Origin of the sequence: Sphingobium sp., from assembly GCF_003248505.1 — a bacterium.
GTDB lineage: Bacteria > Pseudomonadota > Alphaproteobacteria > Sphingomonadales > Sphingomonadaceae > Sphingobium.
Genome location: NZ_QFOA01000002.1, coordinates 124,384 through 147,886 on the forward strand (window position 1 = coordinate 124,384; position 23,503 = coordinate 147,886).

18 protein-coding genes are annotated in these 23,503 nt (G+C 64.5%); 12 read left to right on the forward strand and 6 right to left on the reverse strand.

All coding sequences use genetic code 11. From position 1 onward, the window contains the following. The first annotated feature begins 202 nt into the window (after positions 1–202). From DI606_RS01710 to DI606_RS01720, 3 genes are all read left to right on the forward strand, one after another. Positions 203–2,479, forward strand: a complete 2,277-nt coding sequence (locus DI606_RS01710; protein ID WP_293979350.1) for a glycoside hydrolase family 3 N-terminal domain-containing protein — start codon at positions 203–205, stop codon at positions 2,477–2,479. A gap of 76 nt (positions 2,480–2,555) precedes the next feature. Further along, positions 2,556–3,566, forward strand: coding sequence for a fatty acid desaturase family protein (locus tag DI606_RS01715; RefSeq protein WP_293979276.1), 1,011 nt, complete (start codon positions 2,556–2,558; stop codon positions 3,564–3,566). Between the two features lie 51 nt (positions 3,567–3,617). Beyond that, entirely contained in the window at positions 3,618–5,486 is a 1,869-nt protein-coding gene (locus tag DI606_RS01720) for an ABC-F family ATP-binding cassette domain-containing protein (protein WP_293979277.1), read from the forward strand. 4 nt (positions 5,487–5,490) lie between these two features. On the opposite strand, the gene cysS is transcribed toward DI606_RS01720, so the two are convergent. Further along, positions 5,491–7,008: a cysteine--tRNA ligase gene (gene cysS, locus DI606_RS01725; protein ID WP_293979279.1), complete on the reverse strand. Its 1,518-nt coding sequence runs from the start codon at positions 7,006–7,008 to the stop codon at positions 5,491–5,493. A gap of 310 nt (positions 7,009–7,318) precedes the next feature. Beyond that, a complete protein-coding gene (gene polA / locus DI606_RS01730; protein ID WP_293979281.1) occupies positions 7,319–10,105 on the reverse strand; it encodes a DNA polymerase I in 2,787 nt (928 codons plus the stop codon). Positions 10,106–10,224: 119 nt separating this feature from the next. On the opposite strand from polA, the gene DI606_RS01735 reads away from it, so the two are divergent. Further along, positions 10,225–11,028, forward strand: coding sequence for a transporter (locus DI606_RS01735; protein ID WP_293979282.1), 804 nt, complete (start codon positions 10,225–10,227; stop codon positions 11,026–11,028). Here DI606_RS01735 and DI606_RS01740 read toward each other — a convergent pair whose 3' ends face one another. After that, complete coding sequence (locus DI606_RS01740) at positions 11,029–12,162, reverse strand: serine hydrolase (RefSeq protein WP_293979284.1); 1,134 nt, start codon at positions 12,160–12,162, stop codon at positions 11,029–11,031. A 175-nt stretch (positions 12,163–12,337) separates the two neighbouring features. Between DI606_RS01740 and DI606_RS01745 the strand changes: the two genes are divergently transcribed. Then, positions 12,338–13,177, forward strand: coding sequence for an alpha/beta hydrolase (locus tag DI606_RS01745; RefSeq protein WP_293979286.1), 840 nt, complete (start codon positions 12,338–12,340; stop codon positions 13,175–13,177). Here DI606_RS01745 and nadB read toward each other — a convergent pair. Further along, a complete protein-coding gene (gene nadB / locus DI606_RS01750) occupies positions 13,174–14,778 on the reverse strand; it encodes an L-aspartate oxidase (protein WP_293979287.1) in 1,605 nt (534 codons plus the stop codon). The two genes, DI606_RS01745 and nadB, sit on opposite strands and share 4 nt — an antisense overlap. 46 nt (positions 14,779–14,824) lie before the next feature. Then, positions 14,825–15,751: an ABC transporter ATP-binding protein gene (locus tag DI606_RS01755; RefSeq protein WP_293979289.1), complete on the reverse strand. Its 927-nt coding sequence runs from the start codon at positions 15,749–15,751 to the stop codon at positions 14,825–14,827. Positions 15,752–15,871: 120 nt separating this feature from the next. Here DI606_RS01755 and tilS point away from each other — a divergent pair, with 120 nt between their 5' ends. From tilS to DI606_RS01790, 7 genes are all read left to right on the forward strand, one after another. After that, positions 15,872–16,834 carry a tRNA lysidine(34) synthetase TilS gene (gene tilS, locus DI606_RS01760; RefSeq protein WP_293979290.1) on the forward strand — a complete coding sequence of 321 codons (963 nt, stop codon included), beginning with the start codon at positions 15,872–15,874 and terminating at the stop codon, positions 16,832–16,834. A 136-nt stretch (positions 16,835–16,970) separates the two neighbouring features. Then, on the forward strand, positions 16,971–17,162 hold the full coding sequence (locus tag DI606_RS01765) for a hypothetical protein (protein WP_293979292.1): 192 nt from the start codon (positions 16,971–16,973) through the stop codon (positions 17,160–17,162). A 100-nt stretch (positions 17,163–17,262) separates the two neighbouring features. Continuing rightward, entirely contained in the window at positions 17,263–19,212 is a 1,950-nt protein-coding gene (ftsH, locus tag DI606_RS01770) for an ATP-dependent zinc metalloprotease FtsH (protein WP_293979293.1), read from the forward strand. A gap of 111 nt (positions 19,213–19,323) precedes the next feature. Then, entirely contained in the window at positions 19,324–19,509 is a 186-nt protein-coding gene (locus DI606_RS01775; protein WP_293979295.1) for a hypothetical protein, read from the forward strand. Between the two features lie 163 nt (positions 19,510–19,672). Beyond that, entirely contained in the window at positions 19,673–21,130 is a 1,458-nt protein-coding gene (gene guaB, locus DI606_RS01780) for an IMP dehydrogenase (protein WP_293979296.1), read from the forward strand. 12 nt (positions 21,131–21,142) lie between these two features. Continuing rightward, complete coding sequence (locus DI606_RS01785) at positions 21,143–22,321, forward strand: RsmB/NOP family class I SAM-dependent RNA methyltransferase (RefSeq protein WP_293979297.1); 1,179 nt, start codon at positions 21,143–21,145, stop codon at positions 22,319–22,321. A gap of 72 nt (positions 22,322–22,393) precedes the next feature. Then, entirely contained in the window at positions 22,394–22,912 is a 519-nt protein-coding gene (locus tag DI606_RS01790) for a tetratricopeptide repeat protein (protein ID WP_293979298.1), read from the forward strand. A gap of 8 nt (positions 22,913–22,920) precedes the next feature. Here DI606_RS01790 and DI606_RS01795 read toward each other — a convergent pair whose 3' ends face one another. Continuing rightward, on the reverse strand, positions 22,921–23,469 hold the full coding sequence (locus DI606_RS01795; protein WP_293979300.1) for a pseudouridine synthase: 549 nt from the start codon (positions 23,467–23,469) through the stop codon (positions 22,921–22,923). Positions 23,470–23,503: the final 34 nt, after the last annotated feature.

The following is a 23,503-nucleotide window of genomic DNA, read 5'->3' on the forward strand; positions in this document are numbered from 1 at the left end:
GTTATTGCCTTTTACCCTATCCGGCACAGTGGCAATTGGATACTGTCTTCCTCGTGGCAATAGTTGCCGCTGATATGGGGCAGGATAACCCACGCAAACGACTGCTCACATCTCTCTAGGGTCGAAGGGGGAACGGAAAACGCCTATCCCATGTTGCAGGACACAGTTTCTGTTCATGACGATGGATACATTGACCCCACCGATGCACCCAGACCGACGCACTTTTCTCGCTGCCGCCCTTGCCGGTTTCCTATCGCTTCCCGCTCCGCGACGCGCTCTTGCAGCGGACGAAGTGGCGCGTGTCGATGCGCTGATCGCCCGGATGACGCTGGAGGAAAAGGCGGGACAGATGACGTGTCTGGCCGACAGTTTCCGTCCCTTCAACCCGCCCAATCCGCAAGTCGGCATTCAGGACGAGAAGCGGCTGGCCGAGGAAATTCGGCGCGGTCGCGTCGGCTGCCTTTTCAATGGCATCGGCGTGGCGGGGGCCAGGCGCGCGCAGGAGATCGCCGTCGAAAAAAGCCGGCTCGGCATTCCGCTGCTGTTCGCAGGTGATGTGATCCACGGTCTCAAGACCATCTTTCCCGTGCCGCTTGCCGAAGCGGCGAGCTTCGATCCCGACCTTTGCCAGCGAACCGCGCGCGCAGCTGCTGTCGAAGCGACCGCGGCAGGGCTTCACCTCACGTTCGCGCCGATGGTCGATGTCGCGCGCGACCAGCGGTGGGGGCGGGTCGTCGAAGGGGCGGGGGAGGATGCGACGTTGACCGCTATTCTCAGCGCCGCTCGCGTGCGAGGGTTTCAGGGACGCGATCTGCGCCGCGACGACAGTCTGCTGGCATGCCCCAAGCATTTCGCGGCCTATGGGGCCGTCGCGGCTGGTCTGGAATATGGACAGGTCGATATCAGCGAGGAGACGCTGCGCGAGACGCATCTGCCGCCCTTCGGTGCGGCCTTTGCCGCAGGCGCGCTCACCACGATGGCGGCGTTCAACGAAATCAACGGCGTTCCCGCCACCGCCGACAGCGAATTGCTGACCGATATCCTGCGCGGCGAGATGAAGTTTCGCGGCTTCGTCTTTTCCGATTACACGGCGGACGAGGAACTGGTTGCGCACGGCTTTGCGCAGGACGATCGGGATGCCGCCCGGCTCGCTGTGCTCGCGGGTGTCGACATGTCAATGCAGAGCGGCCTCTACATCCGCTACCTGCCCGATCTGGTGAGAAGCGGTGCCGTGCCCATGGGAACGGTCGATGTGGCGGTGCGCCGTATCCTTTATGTGAAGGCTGCCATCGGGTTGTTCGATAATCCCTACCGCTCGCTGGACGAGCAGGTGGAAAAGAACCGCATCTTTACGCCTGCGCATCGGGCGTTGGCCCGCGAGGCGGCGACACGCTCCATCGTACTGCTCAAGAATGACGGCGAACTGCTTCCCATCGATCCGGTGAAACGACAAAAGATCGCGCTGATCGGCCCGTTCGCGGAAGATCGGAAAAATCTTTACGGTCCCTGGGCGTTCTACGGCGATCCGGACAAGGGCGTGGATATCGCCAGCGGTCTGCGCGCGGCGCTGCCCGATGCGTCCAGCCTCACGGTGACGGCGGGTTGTGCCATCGATGCGCCGGTCGATGGCGGTATCGCCAAGGCCGTCGCAGCGGCGAAGGCGGCGGATGTCGTCTTGCTCGCCATCGGCGAATCGGAATCGATGTCGGGGGAGGCCCAGTCTCGCACCACCATCGAGTTACCCCCTGCCCAACAGGCGTTGGCCGATGCGATCGCCGCCACCGGCAAACCCGTCGCGATTGTGCTGCGGCACGGACGGGCGCTCGCGCTGCATGGCGGCGTCGCGAACGCGCAAGCAATCCTTGCGACGTGGTTTCTGGGGTCGGAAGCTGGGCATGCCATTGCGGACATCCTGCTGGGAAAGGTTGATCCTTCGGCCAAGCTGCCCGTCAGTTTTCCTTGGGAAAGCGGGCAGGAGCCTTTCTTCTACGACCGCAAATCCACGGGCAGACCGGTCACGGGGGCAGGGCAAACCGAATATAAGGCGCGCTATGCAACCACCGATAACAGTGCCCGCTTCCCGTTCGGCCATGGCCTCACTTACACTAGCTTCGTCCTGGACCAGCTCAAACTGTCTGACACGGCGCTGCGGTGGGACGCGGCCATCGAGATCACGGTGCGCGTGACCAACAAGGGCAAGCGCAAGGGAAGCGAGGTCGTGCAGCTTTATATCCGCGACAAGGTCGCCAGTCGAACACGTCCGATCCGCGAACTCAAGCGCGTGGAGCGCGTGACGCTGGCCCCTGGCGAGAGCCGGACGGTTCGCCTTTCGCTGTCCCGCGTGGACCTGGAATTCGTGGGCGCGCGCAATCGGCGGATCGTCGAACCTGGCGATTTCGACTTGTGGGTGGGCCAATCGAGCGTCGGTGGGTTGAAGAGCGGTTTTACCCTGTTTGCGCAAGATCCGGCGCAAGGCTGAATGCCCGCCACCTTGACGGCTTGGCGCACGCTCCATACCGTCCTGCGCGATGGAACGGGCTGCGGAGATATGATGCATGGCTGATACCGCTGGCGAGCGACCGCCGGGATATCGCTATTCGCGGCGCGGGACATTCGATCTCGTTCGCCGCCTTTCAGTGATAGACGATCCCCGCAACGCCGTGCTTCTCATTCTGCAATGGGCGATCATGATCGCCGCGGTGGTGATCGCGATCCGGTTGGATAGTGTTCCTGTCTACCTCCTCGCCGGGGTCGTGATCGGATCGCGCATCCAATGCCTCGCCGTAATGATGCACGATGCGTGCCACGGGATGCTGTTCAGCAACCGCAAGATCAACGACTGGATCGGCGACCTGTTCGTTGCCTTTCCCCTGGGTTTCAGCATTCATCTCTACCGCGCCAACCACATGCATCACCATCGTCATACCAACACGATGCGCGACCGCGACTATCGCGTGCAGCGGCGCGATCCAGACCAGATTTTTCCGAAGCGTCCTGCGGCGATGGCCTGGCTGCTGGTGCGCAGCGCGCTGGGCTTCAACTATTATCGTATGGCCCGCGACAGCCGAGTGTGGGTGCCGTTCGCCAATTTCCATAATCCGGGCCGCTTCGATTTCGACTATCGTCTGTCGCTGCGCCTGCGCTACGTCATTTGGGCCGTTGTCTTTTACGGCGCGATCCTGCTTTCGCCATGGCGGTGGCAGATATTGGGGCTGATGTTCATCCCGCTGTTCATCTGGGCAAACGTCTTCAACCGTATCCGCGCGATGGCCGAACATAATGGCGTCACCGACGAAAGCGAGATCAAGGGCACGCGGACGGTCATCCCGACCTTGGTCGACCGTTTCCTGATCGCCCCCTTCAATGTCAGCTATCATCTGGAGCATCATCTTTTTCCATCGGTGCCCTGGACCAATTTGAGGCGGCTGCACCGGCACCTGATGACCGATCCGATCTATGCGGCGGACGCGCACATAACGAAGGGATATGGCGGCGTTATCCGGGAACTGACGACGCAACGGATGCCTGCATCGCATTCCTCCACGTCCGCCCAGGCGCATTCCTGACGGCAGTGTCTGCCCGCTGACAAGCGCGCGCGGCTCTGTTAGGGGGCGGCCATGCTGAACCTTAATGCCATCACCGTGCGCCTGGGCGGCCGCACCATCCTCGACCGCGCGGCCGCTTCCCTTCCCCCTCGCAGCCGCGTCGGCCTGATCGGTCGGAACGGGGCGGGCAAGTCCACGCTCATGAAGGTGATGATCGGTCAGATCGACCCTGACGAGGGCAGTTGCGACATGCCGCGCGACACGCGTCTTGGCTATATCGCGCAGGAAGCGCCCAGCGGCACCGCGACGCCGTTCGACACTGTGCTGGCCGCCGATATCGAACGCGCGGCGCTGATGGCTGAGAGCGAGACGACCGAGGATCCCGATCGCCTCGGTCATATCTACGAACGGTTGACCGCCATCGACGCTTATACCGCGCCTGCCCGTGCCGCGCGCATCCTTGTAGGCCTGGGCTTCGACGAGGAAATGCAGGGGCGCGCGCTCGACAGCTATTCGGGCGGGTGGAAGATGCGGGTGGCGCTGGCGTCTTTGTTGTTTTCGGAGCCCGAACTGCTGCTGCTCGACGAACCGTCCAACCACCTTGACCTCGAAGCGACGCTGTGGCTCGAAAATTTCCTGAAGGCCTATCGGGGGACCGTGGTCGTCATCAGCCACGAGCGCGATTTGCTGAACAATGTGGTCGACCATATCCTCCATCTGGAAGGCGGGAAGATCACGCTTTATCCCGGCGGCTACGACGCATTCGAGCGGCAGCGGGCGGAACGGCTGGCACAGGCGGAGGCCGCGCGCACCAAGCAGCAGGCCGAGCGCGAGAAGCTTCAGGACTATATCGCCCGTAACTCCGCCCGCGCATCGACCGCGAAACAGGCCCAGTCGCGGGCCAAGGCGCTGGCGCGGATGCAGCCCATCGCCGCAGCCATCGAGGATCCCACGCTGCATTTCGGCTTTCCGAGCCCTCCTGAACTGCGCCCGCCGCTTATCACCATGGACATGGCCGCCGTGGGCTACAGCGACACGCCCGTCCTGCGGCGCGTCAACCTGCGCATAGACCCGGACGACCGGCTTGCACTGTTGGGCCGCAACGGCAACGGCAAAACGACGCTCGCCCGCCTGATCGCCGCGCAATTGAAGCCCATGGAAGGGCAGATGAGCGCGTCTGCCAAGATGAACGTCGGTTACTTCACCCAGTATCAGGTCGAGGAACTGGACGTGACCGACACGCCGCTGGAACATATGACGCGCGTGATGAAAGGCGCGACGCCCGGGGCGGTGCGCGCGCAACTGGGGCGCTTCGGCTTTTCGGGCGAGCGAGCCACGCAGAAGGTTGGGTCGATGTCCGGCGGTGAGCGGGCACGGCTCGCCCTGGCGCTCATCACCCGCGATGCGCCCCACCTCCTGATCCTCGACGAACCGACAAACCACCTCGATGTCGACAGCCGCGAGGCGCTGGTTCAGGCGCTTAACGAATATAGCGGCGCGGTGGTGATCGTCAGCCATGATCGCCATATGATCGAACTGGTCGCCGACCGGCTCGTCTTGGTCGACAATGGTACGGCCCAGCCGTTCGACGGATCGTTGGAGGATTACACCGACATCATCCTGCACAAGGCGGACGGCAACGGAACCGGGGGCGATGCGCCGAAGGTCGACCGCAAGGCCGAAAAACGCAACGCAGCGCAATGGCGCGAAAAACAGAAGGCCGCGAAGAACGCCGTCAGCAAAGCGGAGCGGGAAATGGCCGCGCTGTCGGCGGAGCGCAGCCGCATCGACCAGGCGCTGTTCGACCCCAAGACAGCGACCGGGGCGGAAGCGAAGATGACGACGAGCCAGCTTATGGTAAAACGCGCCGAGGTCGAGAAGAAGCTGGCGACGGCGGAGGAAACCTGGATCGAAGCCAGCGCCGCGCTGGAAGCCAGCTGACGCCTTATCCCAGCGTCAGCCGCCAGTCCCAGCGCAGCGGATCGCCGTCCATCACCTCGACGCCGCGTGCGGCGAGTGCGTCCCTGATGTCGTCCGACAGTGCGAAATTCTTTTCCGCCCGCGCGGCTGTGCGCCGTTCCAACTCGACCTCGATTTCCTCCGGGGTGATCCGAGCGTCCTTGGGGGCGATGCGCAGGTCGGAACGGGTCAGCGTCAGCAGATTGAGGCCGAGCGCCTGATCGAACGCGGCGATCAGGCAAAGCTTTTCATCGACCGGCACTTTCTTCATCGCAGCGGCCTCTTCCAAAAGAGGAACGGCGCGCGGGGTCATGAGGTCGTCGCTGATCGCAGCGTCGAACTGCTCCAGCAGCGGCACCAGTTTGGGGTGGAGGTTGGCGCGGAGGTAATCGAGGCGCGGCGATTGCCAGGTGACGCCCTCGGCACGGGCCTTGAGGCCCTCTACCGCCATCACCAGACGCTTGAGCCGCGTCAGCGCCGCCGCCAGATTGTCCGCGCTGAATTCCAGTTCGCTGCGATAATGCGCGCCAAGGCACAGCAGGCGGTAGGCGAGGGGATGCACGCCTGCGTCGATCAGCGTGAAGAGCGTGGTGAACCCGCCCTTCGACTTGCTCATCTTTCCCTGCCGGTCGACGAGGAAGTTGTTGTGCATCCACCACCGCGCGCCGGTAAAGCCTGCCTCCCCCGCGCCGACATCCGGTCTGCAGCAGGCGTGGAAAGCTTGATTCTGGGCTATTTCATTGGGGTGGTGGATTTCACGATGGTCGATGCCGCCGGTGTGAATGTCGAACGGCTGGCCGAGCCGGGCTTGGCTCATCACAGAGCATTCGAGGTGCCAGCCCGGCGCGCCCTTGCCCCAGGGGCTGTCCCATTCCATCTGCCGCTGCTCGCCGGGCGGCGATTTTCGCCAAATCGCAAAATCGCTGGCGTTGCGTTTGCCCACGACCGGATCGATGCGGGCATGGGCTGCATCGTCGCGCCCTCCCGCCAGTGCGCCATAGTCGGGAACGGTCGAACTGTCGAAGTAAAGGCCGCTCTCCAGCTCATAGCAATGCGTCGGCGCGATCTTTTCGGCAAAAGCGATCATCTGCGGCACATAGTCGGTCGCGACCGTCCATTCGCTGGGCGGCAAAATGTTGAGGTCGGCGATATTCTGCTTGAACGCCTGAGTATAATGGGCCGCGATGTCCCAGATGCTTTTGGCAGAAGCGCGAGCCGCCGCCTCCATCTTGTCATCGCCCGCATCGGCGTCGCTCGTCAGGTGGCCGACGTCGGTGATGTTGATGATATGCGTGACCGCAAGGCCCTTCCATAGCAGCGTCCGCCGCAGCGTATCGGTGAAGACATAAGCGCGCAGGTTGCCGATATGCGCATAATTATAGACGGTTGGGCCGCAGCTATAAACGCGCACATGGTCCTGTTCGATCGGCGTGAAAGGCTCGGTCGAGCGGGTCAGACTGTTGAACAGGCGCAGCGGCGCGGCATTGTGCTGGTCGTCGGACATGCCCATCCTGTGTCTTGAGACAAGGCAGGCGTCAACGGGGCATAGGCGGGAATAAGCGCTTCAAGGCATCGAAGTTTGGCGGGGCTGTAATATAATGTTGCTTCGCCCTCCCGCTCTTGCGGCAGGGGAGGGGGCGATCCAGATTGGTGGGGCGAGCCGGGTTCCTCTGGCGACGCGGATGCCCCCCCTCATCCCCGTCGCGATGTCGGTTCGCATCGAGTGTGCTCGGCGCTGGTCAGGTGGCGCGACTTGGCCCCTCCCGAGTGTCGTGCAAGACCGCACCGGGCCCACTCGAACCATGCGGCACGGGTCAGTGCGCGGCGCCCCAACTGGCCCCGGTGCCGATTTCCACGCCCAGCGGGACCGAGAGTTTCACGATCGGTTCGGCGGCGGTTTCCATGACATGGCGGATGACGGCGCTCGCCGCCTCCACGTCGCGTTCGGGCAGTTCGAACACAAGCTCGTCATGCACCTGAAGCAACATGCGGACGGCGGGCAGCCCTGCTGCGTCCAGCGCCGGTCCCATGCGCGCCATCGCCCGTTTGATGATATCGGCGCTGGTGCCCTGGATGGGCGCGTTGATCGCTGCGCGTTCGGCCCCCTGCCGTTCATGCTGGATGGGCGCTGCGATGCGCGGAAACCAGGTCTTCCGACCGAACAAAGTTTCGGTATATCCCAGCCGACGCGCCTTCTCGATCGTTTCGTTGATGTAGACGCTGATGCCGGGAAAGCGCTCATAATAGCGGCTGATCATGTCCTGCGCCTCATCCGCACCGATTTCCAGCCGACCCGCAAGGCCCCAGCGCGAGATGCCGTAGAGGATGGCGAAGTTGATCGTCTTCGCCCGCCCGCGCGTGTCGCGATTGACCTCTCCGAACAATTGCTGGGCCGTCGCGGCATGAATGTCTTCGCCATTTGCGAAGGCTTCGCGCAGTGCGGGCACATCGGCCATATGGGCGGCCAGCCGCAATTCGATCTGGCTGTAATCCGCCGCGAGGATGACGTTGCCGGGTTCGGCGACGAAGGCGTGGCGGATTTGCCGCCCGACTTCGGTTCGGATCGGGATGTTCTGAAGGTTGGGATCGGTCGACGACAGGCGGCCCGTCTGCGCGCCGGTCAGCGAATAGCTGGTGTGGACGCGGCCCGTATTCTTGTTGATCTGCGCCTGAAGTGCGTCCGTATAGGTGGATTTGAGCTTCGACAACTGCCGCCATTCCAGCACCTTGGCCGCGATAGGCGCGCCCTGTGCCTTGAGCTGTTCGAGAATGGTGACATCGGTGGAGTAGGCTCCGGACTTTCCCTTCTTCCCGCCCTTGTACCCCAGCTTGTCAAAGAGGATCGCGCCCAGTTGCTGCGTCGATCCGATGGCGAAAGGCTGTCCTGCGATGGCGTGTATTTCCGTTTCCAGCGCGGCGATCCCGGCGGTGAATTCGGATGACAGGCGGGACAGCGCCTCGCGATCGACCTTGATGCCCGCAAATTCCATCCCCGCGATCACGCCGACCAGAGGCCGATCGACCAGTTCGTAGACCCGGTTCGCGCCTTCATTGGCGATGCGGGACTTGAACCGCTTCCACAGGCGCAGCGTGACGTCCGCGTCCTCCGTCGCATATTCGGTCGCGCGGTCGAGCGGTACTTCGCCGAAGGTGATCTGGCTCTTGCCCGAACCCACCACGTCCTTGAAGCTGATGCACTGGTGGTTGAGGTGAACACGCGCCGCCTCGTCCATGCCGTGGCCCGCCAGGCTCTGCCCCGCGTCGAGGTCGAAGCTCATGACGATGGTATCGTCATAGGGCGCAACTTCGATGCCGTGGCGGCGCAGCACGGTGAGGTCATATTTGAGGTTCTGGCCTATCTTGAGGACCGCGTCATCCTCCAGCAGCGGCTTGAGCTTCGCGAGGACCAGGTCCTTGGGCAGTTGTTCGGGCCGTTCGGCGAACATGTCGGTGCCGCCATGGCCGACCGGGATATAGCAGGCAACGTTCGGGCCAACCGCGAGGCTGATGCCGACCAAGCCGCACGACACGCAATCGAGCATGTCGGTTTCGGTATCGACGGCCACGACGCCCTCAGCCCGCGCTGCCGCGATCCAGCGATCGAGCACGTCCTGGGTGACGACCGTCTCATACAGGCTGCGGTCGATGGGCGGTTCGTCGGCAAAGGCGGGGGCGGCAGGGGCGGTTTCGTCGGAAATTGCTGCTGCAGCGGCTGCCACCGCAACCGCCGCGGCCGGAGCGCCCAGACGGCCGAGCAGGGTCTTGAAGCCGTGATGCTCCAGAAACGCCTGCAACGGTTCCTTGGGGATGCCCTTGAGCGTCAGGTCTTCCAGCGGTTCGGGCAGATCCATAGTCTCGTGCAGCGCGACCAGCTTGCGCGACAGCCGCGCCATGTCGGCATGGGCGATGAGGTTTTCCTGCATCTTCGACTTCTTCATGAGCGGCGCTGCTTCCAGCGCCGCTTCGAGCCCGCCATATTCGGTGATGAGCTTGGCCGCTGTCTTGGGGCCGATGCCCGGGATACCGGGCACATTGTCGACGCTGTCGCCCATCAGCGCCAGCACATCGCCCAGATGTTGCGGCCCGACGCCGAACTTCGCCATCACATAGTCCGCGCCGCGCCGCTCGTTCTTCATCGTATCGTACATGTCGACGCCGGGCTGGATCAGCTGCATCAAGTCCTTGTCGGAACTGACGATGGTGACATGCCAGCCCTGGGCGACCGCGGCCTTCGTATAGCTGGCGATGATGTCGTCCGCCTCGTATCCGGCCTCCTCGATGCAGGGGAGGGAGAAGGCGCGGGTCGCGTCGCGGATCATCGGGAACTGGGGGACGAGATCCTCGGGCGGCGGCGGGCGGTGCGCCTTATACTGGTCGTACATGTCGTTGCGGAACGTGTGCGACCCCTTGTCCAGCACCACCGCCATATGGGTGGGCCCTTCCGACCGGCCCAGTTCCTCTGCAAGTTTCCACAGCATCGTCGTATAGCCATAGACTGCGCCGACAGGCTGGCCATGTCGGTTGGTCAGCGGCGGCAACTGGTGATAGGCACGGAAAATATAGCCCGAGCCGTCGACGAGATAGAGATGATTCTGGGTCATGGGGTGGGGATAGCTGCTAAAGCTGGCGCTCTCCAGTGCTCTGACATGCTGCGGCGGGAACTCCTGCGGGCGATAATTATTTCTGCTCTGTTTCCCGCGCGGCGGGATAAGGGGGCATCATGAAAAAACGGTCGATCTTGTTCGCGGCGATGCTCGCCACCCTGCCGACCTGGGCGTATGCGAAGGAGGAGCGGGACCTGTGCGCCGATCGGCCGGGGATGGGAACCCCGCCCTGCACGGTCGAACCGGGGCGGGTCGTTGCCGAACTCGGCCTTGGCGACTGGGCCCGCGAACGGGACATGGAGAGCCGAACCGACACGATCGAGAGTGGCGATCTGCTGGTGCGGATTGGCGTCACCGATACGCTGGAAGCGCAGATCGGCTGGACGGCCTACGGCCACGAGCGGGTGCGCGATAGGGCGAGCGGGCAGGTGGACCGCAGCGCGGGGACCGGCGACGTACTCGTGGGTCTGAAGCAGAATTTGCACAACCCGGACGGGGCGGGTTTTTCGGTAGCTCTGCTGCCCTATGTGACCTTTCCGACCGGCGGTTCGGCCATCGGCGCCGGCGACTGGGGTGCGGGACTGGTGATTCCCCTCAGCTATGAATTGCGTGACGGCCTAACGATGGAATTCACGCCCGAGATCGACGCTGCGGTGGACGAGGACCGGCATGGGCGTCATCTGGCCTATGGCAGCGTCGTCGGCATCGACCTCGATCTGAGCGAGGCGGTGACGGCTACGTTGGAAACATCGCTGATGCGTGACGACGATCCTGCGCAGCACGGCACGAAGGCGCTGGCCGGACTGTCGCTGGGCTGGCAGCCTTCGAAAGACTTGCAGTTCGACACCGGCGTCAACGTCGGGCTCAACGATAACAGCCCGGACAGCGAGCTTTATGTGGGTATCACCCGCCGCTTCTGATCAGTGTGCCTGATGATTGGCCGCTACCGCCCGGGATACCGCCTGCATCAGTTCCATGCGTGCCGGAATGGGCTGCGTCGTCGATCCGATCATCACCGCTATGGCGTAGCTGGTGCCGTCCGGCGCGGTCATGATGCCGATATCGTTATAGCCGGTGGATCGCGGCGGCAGGTCCTGGCCCGTGCCGGTCTTGTGTAGATAGGTCCAGCCCGGCGGTACTCCGCCCTTGATCCGTCTCGGTCCGGTCTTGGCTTCCGACATGATGGACATGAGCAGACGCGAGGAGGCGGGCGAAAGCATCCGGTTCTGCTTGAGGCGAGCCAATGCCTGCACGATGGAGGAAGGTGCCGCGCCATCGGGCGGGTTGGCCAGATAGGCGTCGAGCGCTTTCACCCGCACGGTCATGGGCAGTTTGGCGCGCGCCGCGTAGAAATTTCGACCGACCGAATAATCCTGCCGCCAGTCGAGACCCGCCGTCGCCGATTGCAACAGCCGCTCACCCGGTCCGAATCGGACGTCGCGGATCGCCTTTCGGGCTAGGTAGCTGCGTACCGCTTCGGGGCCGCCCACCGCGCGCAGCAGCGCGTCGTTGGCAGTATTGTCGCTTTGCGTCATCGCGCGGCGCAGGAGGTCGGAATAGCTCGTCGTCCACATCCCGTCCTTCAGCATCATCGCGCTGGGTTGATGAAACAGGGTGAGGTCGTTGCGGGTGATGGTGGTCGTGTCGGTGATGCGCAGCTTGCCGCGGTCCACCGCATCGAGGAAGGTCATCGAAACCCATAGCTTGGACACGCTTTGCTGCGGGAAAAGCGCATTGCCGTTCCACGCCACCGTCCAGTCCGCACCGATGCGGCGCACGGCGATACCGACCTTGCCGCTGAAACTTTGGCCAAGGTTGCGCACGACCGCGACCAGCGCGGGGGGCGGCGCTTCGTTCTGGTCGATGTCGCGATAGGGTTCGGGCGGGTTGGCGACCGGCCTGATCGGCCAGGTATTCGTCTTGGGTTGCGGCTTCCGGGGCACGGCGGCAGCGGCTTCCGCCTGTCGCGATTCAGGCGCGCTGACGCAGGCCGAAAGCGCCGCGATCAACAGGACGAGGCGCGCGGACCCGCCCCGGTTCTTATTCGATGTCATGGATACCCCGCACTCTCTTCCTCGCATAGGCGCGGCGCGCACCCGTATCGGCAAGCGTCGTGCGACGAATGATTCCTCAAATGCGATGGAGGGAAGATGAATGGTGGCAACCCATTGATCGCGGACGACGATCCGCTCAGTTGCGGTTCAGCGGCGGTCGGGCAATAGACGGGGCATGACATTCATCATCGACAGGCGGAGCTTCGTAATCGGCGCGGGGATCGGGGGGTTGGCATTGGGGAGCGGGCGTGCTGTAGCTGCGTCCTTTGCCTCCCGCCGGATCGCCGTTACGGTCCGTGGAACGGGGCGCGACGTGCTGCTCATCCCCGGACTTGCGAGCGGGCCGGGGGCCTGGAACGGGGTTCTGGACGCGATGCCCGACTGTCGGCTGCATCTTGTCCATGTGCGCGGTTTCGCCGGCCTCGCGCCGGACGACAATGCGAGCGGACCTGTGGTGCAGCCGGTGGCCGACGAGATCGCCCGCTATGTCGTGGCCGCGGGTTTGAAGCGCCCCGCCGCAGTCGGTCATTCGATGGGCGGCACGTTGGCGATGCTGCTGGGGCTGAAGGGACTGGCGTCTAGGGTGATGGTCGTCGACATGCTGCCGGCGGGGGCTGCGATGGTCGGAGGGACGGCGAGCGGGTTGGGCTTCCTCGCCGACCAGTTGAGCGGATATCTCACAGGGACAGCGGCAGGGCGGCGCTATCTGGCGCAGATCGTCGGGCGGACGCCCGGCGCGCAGGGCAGCGATCCGGACGTCATCGCGAGCGCGTTGCGCGATCTGGCGAACATCGACCTGTCCCCGCAGCTGTCGCGCCTCACCGTACCGCTGGAGGTCGTTTATGCGATCGGTGACGACGCGCAGATGAACGCCACCATCGCCGACCGCTTCCGCAGCGCCTATGCGGGGAAGAAGGGCGTGGTGCTGAAACCTGTGGGGCCAAGCGGCCATATGGTCATGCGCGACCAGCCCGCACGGTTCGGTGCATTGCTCAAAAGCTTTTTGGCAGGCTAAGGCGCAAGGACGGTGTCGACTGCTTTGGGTAGCGTTTCGGGATAGTCGAGCGTGTAGTGAAGGCCGCGGCTTTCCTTGCGACGCAGCGCCGAGCGGACGACAAGCCGGGCGACCTCCAGCAGGTTGCGCAGTTCGATGAGATCCGGTGTGACGCGGAAGTTACCGTAATAGTCGTCAACCTCTCTGGAGAGCAGGTCGATGCGATGCTGCGCGCGCTCCAGCCGCTTGGTGGTGCGCACGATGCCGACATAATCCCACATGAACCGGCGGATTTCTTTCCAGTTATGCTGGACGATCACCTCTTCGTCGCTGTTGGTAACACGGCTTTCGTCCCAAGGCCGGATTGCCGGGGGCGGGGGCAAGGCGTCCCAGTGGGCGCGGATATGCCCCGCTGCCGCCTCTCCGAACACGAAGCATTCGAGGAGCGAATTGGAAGCAAGGCGATTTGCGCCGTGAAGCCCGCTCTCGCTCACTTCCCCCGCCGCATAAAGCCCGGGCAGGTCCGTGCGCCCGTCAAGGTCGATGATGACACCCCCGCAGGTGTAATGCTGCGCCGGGACGACCGGAATCGGTTCCTTGGTGATGTCGATGTCGAGGTCGAGGAGGCGGGCGTAGATGGTCGGGAAGTGGTGCCTTACGAACTCCGGCTCTTTGTGACTGATGTCGAGATGGACATAGTCGAGGCCGAGGCGCTTGATTTCATGGTCGATGGCGCGCGCGACAATGTCGCGGGGCGCAAGCTCGCCACGCGGGTCGAATCGGGGCATGAAACGTTCCCCGCCGCCCGGCACGCCCGGCGGCAGCTTCAGATGTCCGCCCTCGCCCCGCACAGCTTCGGTGATGAGGAAGTTCTTGACCTCCAGATTGTAGAGGCAGGTGGGATGGAACTGGTTCATCTCCATGTTGGAGACGCGGCACCCGGCGCGCCACGCCATGGCGATGCCATCGCCCGTCGCGCCGCGCGGCGCGGTGGAAAAGAGATAGGTCCGCCCCGCGCCGCCGGTGCACAGGATTGTCGCGCGACCGAGCAGGGTGTCGACTCGCTTCGTCTGCTTGTTAAAGGCATAGACGCCCCAGACATGGCCATCGCCTGAATAACGTTCGCCATGGCGGGAGGTGATAAGGTCGATGGCGACCATGTCCTCCATCAGCGTGATGTTCGGATTGGCGCGAGCGGCCTTCAGCAGGGCGACCTGCACTGCGTGTCCGGTCGCGTCATCGACATGAACGATGCGCCGGTGGCTGTGCCCGCCCTCCCGGGTCAGGTGCCAGCGTTCGCCGAATTCCTCGCCCCCGTTGAACGGAACGCCCAGCGCCGCGAGCCGGTCGATCGCGGCGGGCGCTTCGGACACGACGAATTCGACCGTAGCGCGGTCGTTGAGACCTGCGCCTGCTACCATCGTGTCGTGGACATGCGCCTCGAAACTGTCGCCGGCGTCGAGCACGGCGGCGATGCCGCCCTGCGCCCAGTTGGTCGACCCACCGTCGAGCGCGCCCTTGGCCATCACCAGCACCTTCCGGTCCTGCGCCAGGTTGATCGCGGCGGTAAGCCCTGCCGCGCCGGAGCCGATGATGACGACATCGTAGAGGGTGGTGGTCATGGGGTCTCCGGCCTCTTACGGTCCGTTCGGGGGGAAGGAGCGGTTTTCAGGCGTCCGCAGTCAGATTGAGGAACACATCCTCCAGATCGGGATCGCGCGTCACAACGTCTACGATCGCAAGGCCGCTGGCCTGCACCGCGCTCAGCACCTGCCCCGCATTGGCGCGGTCCTTCATATAAGTGATCGTCAGTGTGCGTCCGTCGCTCAATTCGACCTTTTCGAAGCATGGGGCGGTGGGCACCACGCCAACGTCGCGGTCGACTGTCACCTGCACAACCTTTTCCTGCGCCATGGCGATGAGTTCTCGCGTCGGCTTGTCAGTGATGACCCGGCCATGGTTGATGATGGCGATGCGGTCGCACAGTTCCTCCGCCTCCTCCAGATAGTGTGTCGTGAGCACGATGGTCACGCCGAGCCGGTTGAGTTCGCGGACATAGGCCCAAAGCTGCTGGCGCAACTGCACGTCGACCCCGGCGGTCGGTTCGTCGAGCACCAGGATCGGCGGCGAATGCACCATCGCCTTCGCCACCAGCAGCCGCCGCTTCATGCCGCCCGACAACGTCCGGGCGTAGGCATTGGCCTTGTCCTCCAGATGCACCGCGCTCAACAGTTCCATCGACCGGCGGCGGTCCTTGGGCACGCCATAATAACCTGCCTGATTCTCCAGCGTCTCGAATGGCGTGAAGAAGGGATCGAACACGATTTCCTGCGGCACGATCCCGATGCTGTTTTTCGCGTTGCGCGGATTTACGTCGATGTCGAAGCCCCAGATGCTGACATCGCCCTGCGTTTTGTTGACCAGCCCGGCGAGGATGTTGATCGTGGTCGATTTGCCTGCGCCGTTGGGACCCAGCAGGCCGTATATCTGCCCGCGAGGGATCGACAGATTGATGCCGTCCAGCGCGCGCTTGCCACCCTTGTAGACCTTGGTGAGGTTGCGGATTTCTATGGCGGGGGCAGGTGCGTCGGTCATGGCTGATCTCTATGGGGATCAAGGTTGGGGAAGGGAAGAGGGCGTTTTGCCTCTATGGTTGCCCGGTGTCGCGAGGAATGGATGGATTTTGAAGGGCAGTTGGTGGAAACGGCTGATCCCATGATCCGCTCCCGCGACGAACAGGGCGCACCGCTGCGCGCCATCTTTCGCAAGGCCGTCCTTCGCCTGACGGAGGATGACGATGTCGCACGATTTGGCGTTGCCGTGTCTGGCGGGCCGGACAGCATGGCCCTGCTGGCGTTAGCGGCATCGGACTTTGCGGGACGGGTCGAGGCAGTGACGGTCGATCACGGGTTGCGCCCGGAGGCCGCATCCGAAGCCGCTATGGTAGCGCGCTGGTGCGCCGATGCTGGCGTGCCGCACGCCGTCCTGACACCCGATGCGCCGGTCGAAGGCAACGTTTCCGCATGGGCGCGGGCGATGCGCTATCGCGTGATGGAGGGCTGGCGCGCGGCCCGGTCCATCGACTGGATCATGACGGCGCACCATGCCGACGATCAGGCCGAAACGCTGCTGATGCGCCTCAATCGAGGATCCGGCGTCAGCGGGCTGGCGGGGGTCCGGCCTTGCAGCGGGCGGATCATCCGACCGTTGCTCGGGTTAAGGAAGTGGCAGTTGATCGATTTCGCTCGGGCCAACGCTCTGCCGTTCGTGGAGGACCCTTCGAACAGCGATGAGCGCTATGACCGGGCGGTCGTTCGCGGCGCGTTGGCGGGGGCTTCGTGGATCGAACCGCTGGCGCTGGCCCGAAGCGCTGCTGCGCTGGCCGAGGCGGAGGCGGCGATCGAATGGAGCGTCGTGGCGCTGGCAACAGCGCATATCCGTGCAGAACCGGAGTGCTGGGTGCTCGACCGCACCGAACTTCCGCGCGAATATCTGCGTCGGCTGGTGCTGCATATGCTGGCGGCCGCCGATCCGGAGGCGGAACCGCCGCGCGGCGATGCGTTGGACCATGCATTGTCAGAAGCGAAGGGGGGAAGGCAGGCCAGCCTTGGCCGATATCTGCTTAAAGGTGGGCCGACATGGCGAATCACGCATGCGCCGCCCCGCCGCCGAGCGTAGGACCGCCAAGTGCCGGAAAGTTCCCCGGCCAGTCGTGGTCATGGCTCGCTTCGCCGATTTTTGGCAGTGCGAGGATGAATCCTTAACGCGGTTTGGGTTAGTCACGGCGTGATTTTCACGCGGGGATTTGAAACGGATGATGGAATTTGCGGCCCTGACCTACGGCTTGCTGGCGAGCGTCATACTTTCGGCGGCGCAACGGAACCGGCAGATGGCGCGACCGCACCCGCCGCTCCTTCTGTACATGGGTTATCTGCTGTGCGGCCTTTCCGCGGGCGTCGCAATCGCTCTGGCCTATGTGGCCGTTACCCTGTTCGTCGGCGGTTGAAGATCCTGTCGATAGCCGGGCGGAGGGGGCGGAATCTGCGGCCTGCTCCGCTTGCGCTTTTGTCGGCGCGCCCTATCTTGTCGACTGAAAGAGAGTGATGATGAACGACGAGAAAGACCCGCAGGGCAATCCCTGGATCAAGAGCGCGATGATTTGGGCCGGCGTTATCGTGGCGCTGCTGTTGTTCGTCTCTCTGTTCGACAGCCGCACCGCTTCGCAATCCGGCGCTGGCATCGCCTATTCCGAATTCCGCTCGAAGGTGCAGGAGGGGCAGGTCAAGGATGTTGCGATCGCGCCCAACAAGATCAGCGGCACATTGTCGAGCGGGCAGAAATTCTCGACCGTTCCCGTCAACGATCCGGGCCTGACCGGCCTGCTCGACGATTATAACGTCAAATATTCTGGCCAGCCGGAGGAGCAGCCCAGCTTCTGGATGATCCTGATCTATCAATCCTTGCCGTTCCTGCTGATCCTTGGCATTGCTTTCTTCGTTCTTCGCCAGATGCAGAAGGGCGGCGGCGCCGGCGGCGCGATGGGCTTTGGTAAGTCAAAGGCCAAGCTTCTGACCGAAAAGCACGGCAAGGTGACGTTCGACGATGTCGCGGGCATCGACGAGGCGCGCGAGGAATTGCAGGAGATCGTCGAGTTCCTGAAGGACCCGACCAAGTTCGCCCGGCTCGGCGGCAAGATTCCCAAGGGCGCTCTGCTCGTCGGGTCGCCCGGTACCGGCAAGACGCTGCTGGCTCGCGCCATCGCGGGGGAGGCGGGCGTGCCCTTCTTCACCATCTCCGGCTCCGACTTTGTCGAGATGTTCGTGGGCGTCGGCGCAAGCCGTGTGCGCGACATGTTCGAGCAGGCGAAGAAGAACGCGCCCTGCATCGTCTTCATCGACGAAATCGACGCGGTCGGTCGTCATCGTGGCGCGGGCCTCGGCAACGGCAATGACGAGCGCGAGCAGACGCTGAACCAGCTTCTGGTCGAGATGGACGGATTCGAGGCCAACGAGGGTATCATCATCGTTGCGGCGACCAACCGTCCCGACGTGCTCGATCCCGCTCTGTTGCGTCCGGGCCGCTTCGACCGTCAGGTTGTCGTTCCTCGTCCCGACATTGAAGGGCGCGAGAAGATTCTTGCCGTTCATATGAAGAAAGTGCCGTTGGCACCCGACGTCGACCCGCGCACCATCGCGCGTGGAACGCCCGGCTTTTCGGGTGCCGACCTTGCCAATCTGGTCAACGAAGCGGCGCTGACGGCGGCACGGCGCGGCAAGCGTCTGGTCGCGATGGACGAGTTCGAATCGGCCAAGGACAAGGTGATGATGGGTGCGGAACGCCGTTCCATGGTCATGACCGACGACGAGAAAAAGATGACTGCCTATCACGAGGCGGGCCATGCGATCGTGTCTGTTCACGAGCCTGCGTCCGACCCGATTCACAAGGCGACGATCATCCCACGCGGTCGCGCACTGGGCATGGTGATGCGCCTGCCGGAACGGGACAGCTACAGCTATCATCGTGACAAGATGCACGCGAATATGGCCGTCGCCATGGGCGGACGCGTTGCTGAGGAAATCATCTTCGGACATGATAAGGTGTCGAGCGGCGCGTCGGGCGATATCCAATATGCGACCAAGCTGGCTCGCGACATGGTGACCCAGTGGGGTATGTCGGACAAGCTGGGCCCGCTGCAATATGAAGAGCAGCAGGGCGAAACTTTCCTTGGCTATTCGCAAAGCCAGCGTGTCCATATGTCGGACGAAACGGCAAAGCTGATCGATAGCGAGATCCGTGGTCTGGTCGAGCAGGGCTATTCCCGCGCGCAGGACATCCTGAAGGGTCATGAGGCGCAATTGCACCTGCTGGCCAACGCGATGCTCGAATATGAGACGCTGACCGGTGAGGAGATCAAGACCTTGCTGGAGCGGGGAGAGATCACGCGGGAAGACGGAACGACGATCAAACCGTCGGTCGTCCCGGTGGCGGGTTCCTCCATCCCCCGCACGCGCAAGCGCAAGGGGCCGTTCGGCGATCCGTCGCCGCTAGGGGTCTGAACATTCGGTCAGTCGATGCGACGAAGGGCGGGGCCGGCGGCTCCGCCCTTTTCGTTTGCATGGAAAGGAAGGTTTTTGGCGATGCCGAGGCTGGCGTGTTAGGGTCGGGCCATGCCCGCCCGCCTGTTCTTGCCGCCTGTCCTGTTCGCGATCGCCGTTCTGGCTGTGATCTTCACCGGCGACGCTTTGTTCTGGAGCGTGCCGCATGCTTTGGACAGCCTGCCGCCGCGCGTTCTGACCGTGGCGGTTCTGACGGCGCTGTGGCTGGTGCGCATATACAAGCGGAACCGGCTCTGAACCGAGCGGTAGCGCGTATGATGACGGCGGCTCCGACCCTTCGTTAAGAAAATCGCGCCGGGGTCTGGCCCCGCGCGGGCGAAGTGGTTACATGGGCCGCCACAAATCCCCCGGGGCGCGGCTGCCGACGCTGGCGCCCCCCAGCAGAAAGTGGCTCGTTTCCATGGATATCCGCCTTGGCCTCACCTTTGACGACGTGCTGTTGCAGCCCGGCGAATCCGATGTGCTGCCGAGCCAGGCGGACACGTCGACCCATGTCACCAAGGCGATCAGGCTCAATATCCCGATCCTGTCTTCCGCGATGGACACGGTGACAGAGGCCGATATGGCGATCGTGATGGCACAGTTGGGCGGCATCGGCGTGCTGCATCGGAACCTGACCGTCGAAGAGCAGGCCGACGCCGTGCGCGCCGTCAAGCGGTTCGAAAGCGGAATGGTGGTCAACCCGATCACCATCCTGCCGACCGCGACGCTGGCCGACGCGCAAATGTTGATGCAGCGCCACCGGATCAGCGGCATTCCGGTCGTGGAGCAATCGGGCAAGCTGGTCGGCATCCTGACCCACCGCGACACGCGCTTTGCCGAAAACCCGGATCAGCCGGTCAGCGAATTGATGACGAAGGACAATCTGGCCACGGTCAAGGCCGGTGTAGGGCAGGACGAAGCGCGCCGCCTGCTCCATGCGCGGCGGATCGAAAAGCTGCTGGTGGTGGACGATGCCTATCATTGCGTCGGCCTCATCACGGTCAAGGATATGGAAAAGGCGGTTACCTATCCGCAGGCGACGAAGGACGACGCGGGGCGGCTGCGCGTCGCGGCTGCGACCACGGTGGGCGACAAGGGGCTGGAACGCAGCAGGGCGTTGATCGACGCGGAATGCGACCTTATCGTCATCGATACCGCGCACGGGCATAGCCGCCAGGTCGCCGTGGCGGTCGAAGCGGTGAAGAAGCTGTCCAACCATGTTCAGGTTGTGGCGGGCAACGTCGCCACCGCCGAAGCGACCAAGGCGCTGATTGGCGCGGGGGCGGATTGCGTGAAGGTTGGGATCGGGCCGGGGTCGATCTGCACCACGCGCGTCGTTGCGGGCGTGGGCGTGCCGCAGCTGACGGCCGTCATGGACTCCGCCGAGGAAGCCGCCCGGCATGGCGTGCCGGTCATCGCGGACGGCGGGCTTCGCACGTCGGGCGACGTGGCCAAGGCGTTGGCGGCGGGCGCGGGCTGCGTCATGGTGGGATCGCTGCTCGCCGGAACCGCCGAAGCGCCGGGCGAAACGTTCCTGTACCAGGGCCGCGCCTATAAGAGCTATCGCGGCATGGGCAGCGTCGGCGCGATGGCGCGGGGCAGCGCGGACCGCTATTTCCAGGCCGACATCAAGGACCAGATGAAGCTGGTGCCCGAAGGGATCGAGGGGCAGGTGCCGTTCAAGGGACCGGCGAAGGATGTGATCCATCAACTCGTCGGTGGGGTGAAGGCGGCGATGGGCTACACCGGCAGCGCCACGATCAAGGACCTGCAATCGCGTGCCCGCTTCGTTCAGATCACCAACGCAGGCCTGTCCGAAAGCCATGTCCACGATGTCACCATCACGCGGGAAGCGCCCAATTACCCCACCCGCTAGGATCCGGGCGGCATGACCCCCGCCGCGCGCGTGCAGGCGGCCATCGACCTGCTCGACGCCATCGTCGCGTCGGCGCGCGATGGCGGGCCGGCGGCGGACACACTGATCGCCCGCTATTTCAAGGAACGGCGCTATGCCGGGTCGCGCGACCGGCGGGCGGTGCGCGATCATGTCTATGACGCGATCCGCCGCGCGGGCGAGCGGCCCGACACCGGGCGCGCAGCAATGATCGGCCTTGCCGCGGAGCGACCGGATATCGCCGAGCTGTTCGACGGATCGGCGCATGGGCCGCTGCCCATCGAGCCGGGGGAGGCAGGGGCGCCCGCGGGGACTGTGCCGGGCTGGATCGCGCCGCTGCTGGCGCAAGCGGTGGAGCAGGATGCTCTGCTGGGGCGCGCGCCGGTGGACTTGCGGGTGAACCGATTGAAAGCCGCGCCTGCCAAGGTCGCGCCCTTATTTCCCGACGCGGTGACGCTCGCGGGGCTGCCCGACGCGCTCCGCCTGCCGGAAGGGCACCCGGTCGAGCAGGCGGCGGCGTGGAAGGACGGTCTGGTCGAGGTGCAGGACGCAGGCAGCCAGCTGATCGTCCACGCATGCGGCGTACAGCCCGGCATGACGGTGGTGGACCTGTGCGCAGGCGCGGGGGGCAAGACGCTGGCGCTGGCGGCGGCCATGGATGGGCGTGGGCGGTTGGTCGCGACGGACACGATCCGCGCGCGCCTCGCCCGGCTGGAACCGCGGGCGGAGCGGGCGGGGGCGACATTCGTCGAGACGATGCTGCTGGATCAGGCGCATGAGGCGCGCGGGCTGGCGAGCCTGACGGGCAAGGCGGATGTCGTGCTGGTCGACGCGCCCTGTTCGGGCACGGGCACATGGCGGCGCAACCCGGAGGCGCGCTGGCGGCTCAGCCCCTCTCGGCTCGACCGGCTGGTGGCGGAGCAGGCGCGCATCCTCGATTTCGCGGCGCCTTTGGTGGCTCCGGGCGGCTCGCTCGTCTATGCCACCTGTGCATTGACCGATCGGGAAGGGAAGGGCCAGGTGGACGCGTTCCTCGCCCGTCATGCGGGCTGGACGCCCGAGCCGCTGGCGCTGCCGTTTGGGCGCGGGCATGGCGGCGGCTGGCTGCTGACGCCGGGGCATGACGGGACGGACGGTTTCTTCTTTGCGCGGATGCGGCGGGAAGCGGCCTAATCAGCCATGGACAAGCGCCCGCAAAATCGCGAGGATCGGGAATCAACGCCTGAAACATGGCTGGAGTTTATCATGCGTTTCACCCCTGCCTCGATTGCCCTTGCCGCTCTGCTCGCCACCGTGTCGAGCGTCGGGCTGTCGCAAAAGCCCGACAATCAGATCAATCCGCAGTCGATCCAATGGCAGAAGGCGGGCGAAGCGGCGCGCCGGGCGGGGAACCTTACCGGTGCGACCGATGCACTGGAAAGCGCCTTGGCGGTCGATCCCCGTAACCGGGCGGCCTATGTCGAACTGGCGGAAGTCGCGCGGGCACAGGGACTTCAAGGGAAGGCGATCCGCCTCTATCGGGAAGCGCTGCTGCTCGATCCCACCGATGTCGTGGCGCTCGCGGGGCAGGGCGAGGCGATGGTGGAGAAGGGCGCGGTCGCCCGTGCCAAGGATGTGCTGGCGCAGGCGCAGAAGCTGTGCAAGGCAGATTGCGCGCCGGTGTCGCATCTGTCCGCCGCCATTGCCAAGGGGCCGCCCGCCGTCGCGATGACGGAAAAGAACCCGGTACCCGCGCCCGACAAGGTGCCGACCGAAACCCCCTGACCGAACGGTTACGCCCTCTCTTCGCGCCAGTGGCCGGGGGCGAGGCCTTCCACCGTCCAGTCGCCGATCGACCAGCGGACGAGGCGCAGGGTGGGGAAGCCTGCCGCTGCCGTCATCCGGCGCACCTGCCGGTTGCGGCCTTCGGCGATGGTGAGACGCAGCCAGCTGTCGGGCACGGTTTGCCGCACGCGGATCGGCGGGTCGCGGGGCCACAGGGCAGGCGGGTCGATGCGGTCGGCCTGTGCCGGGCGGGTGGGGCCGTCCTTCAACATGACGCCCTGCCGCAGCGCGGCGAGCGCCCGGTCGCTGACGATCCCCTCCACCTGGACGAGATAGGTCTTGGGCAGTTTGAACCGGGGGTCGGCGATGCGGGCCTGGAGCCGGCCGTCGTCGGTCAGGAGCAGCAATCCTTCGCTGTCGCGGTCGAGCCGACCGGCGGGATAGACGCCGGGGATGGCGACGCAGTCGGACAGGGTGGCGCGGGCGGTCGGGCTGTTCCGGTCGGTGAACTGGGACAGCATGTCATAGGGTTTGTTGAGGAGGATGAGGCGCGACATGGGCGCTGCCATCTAGCCGGTCGGGCGGGGGCAA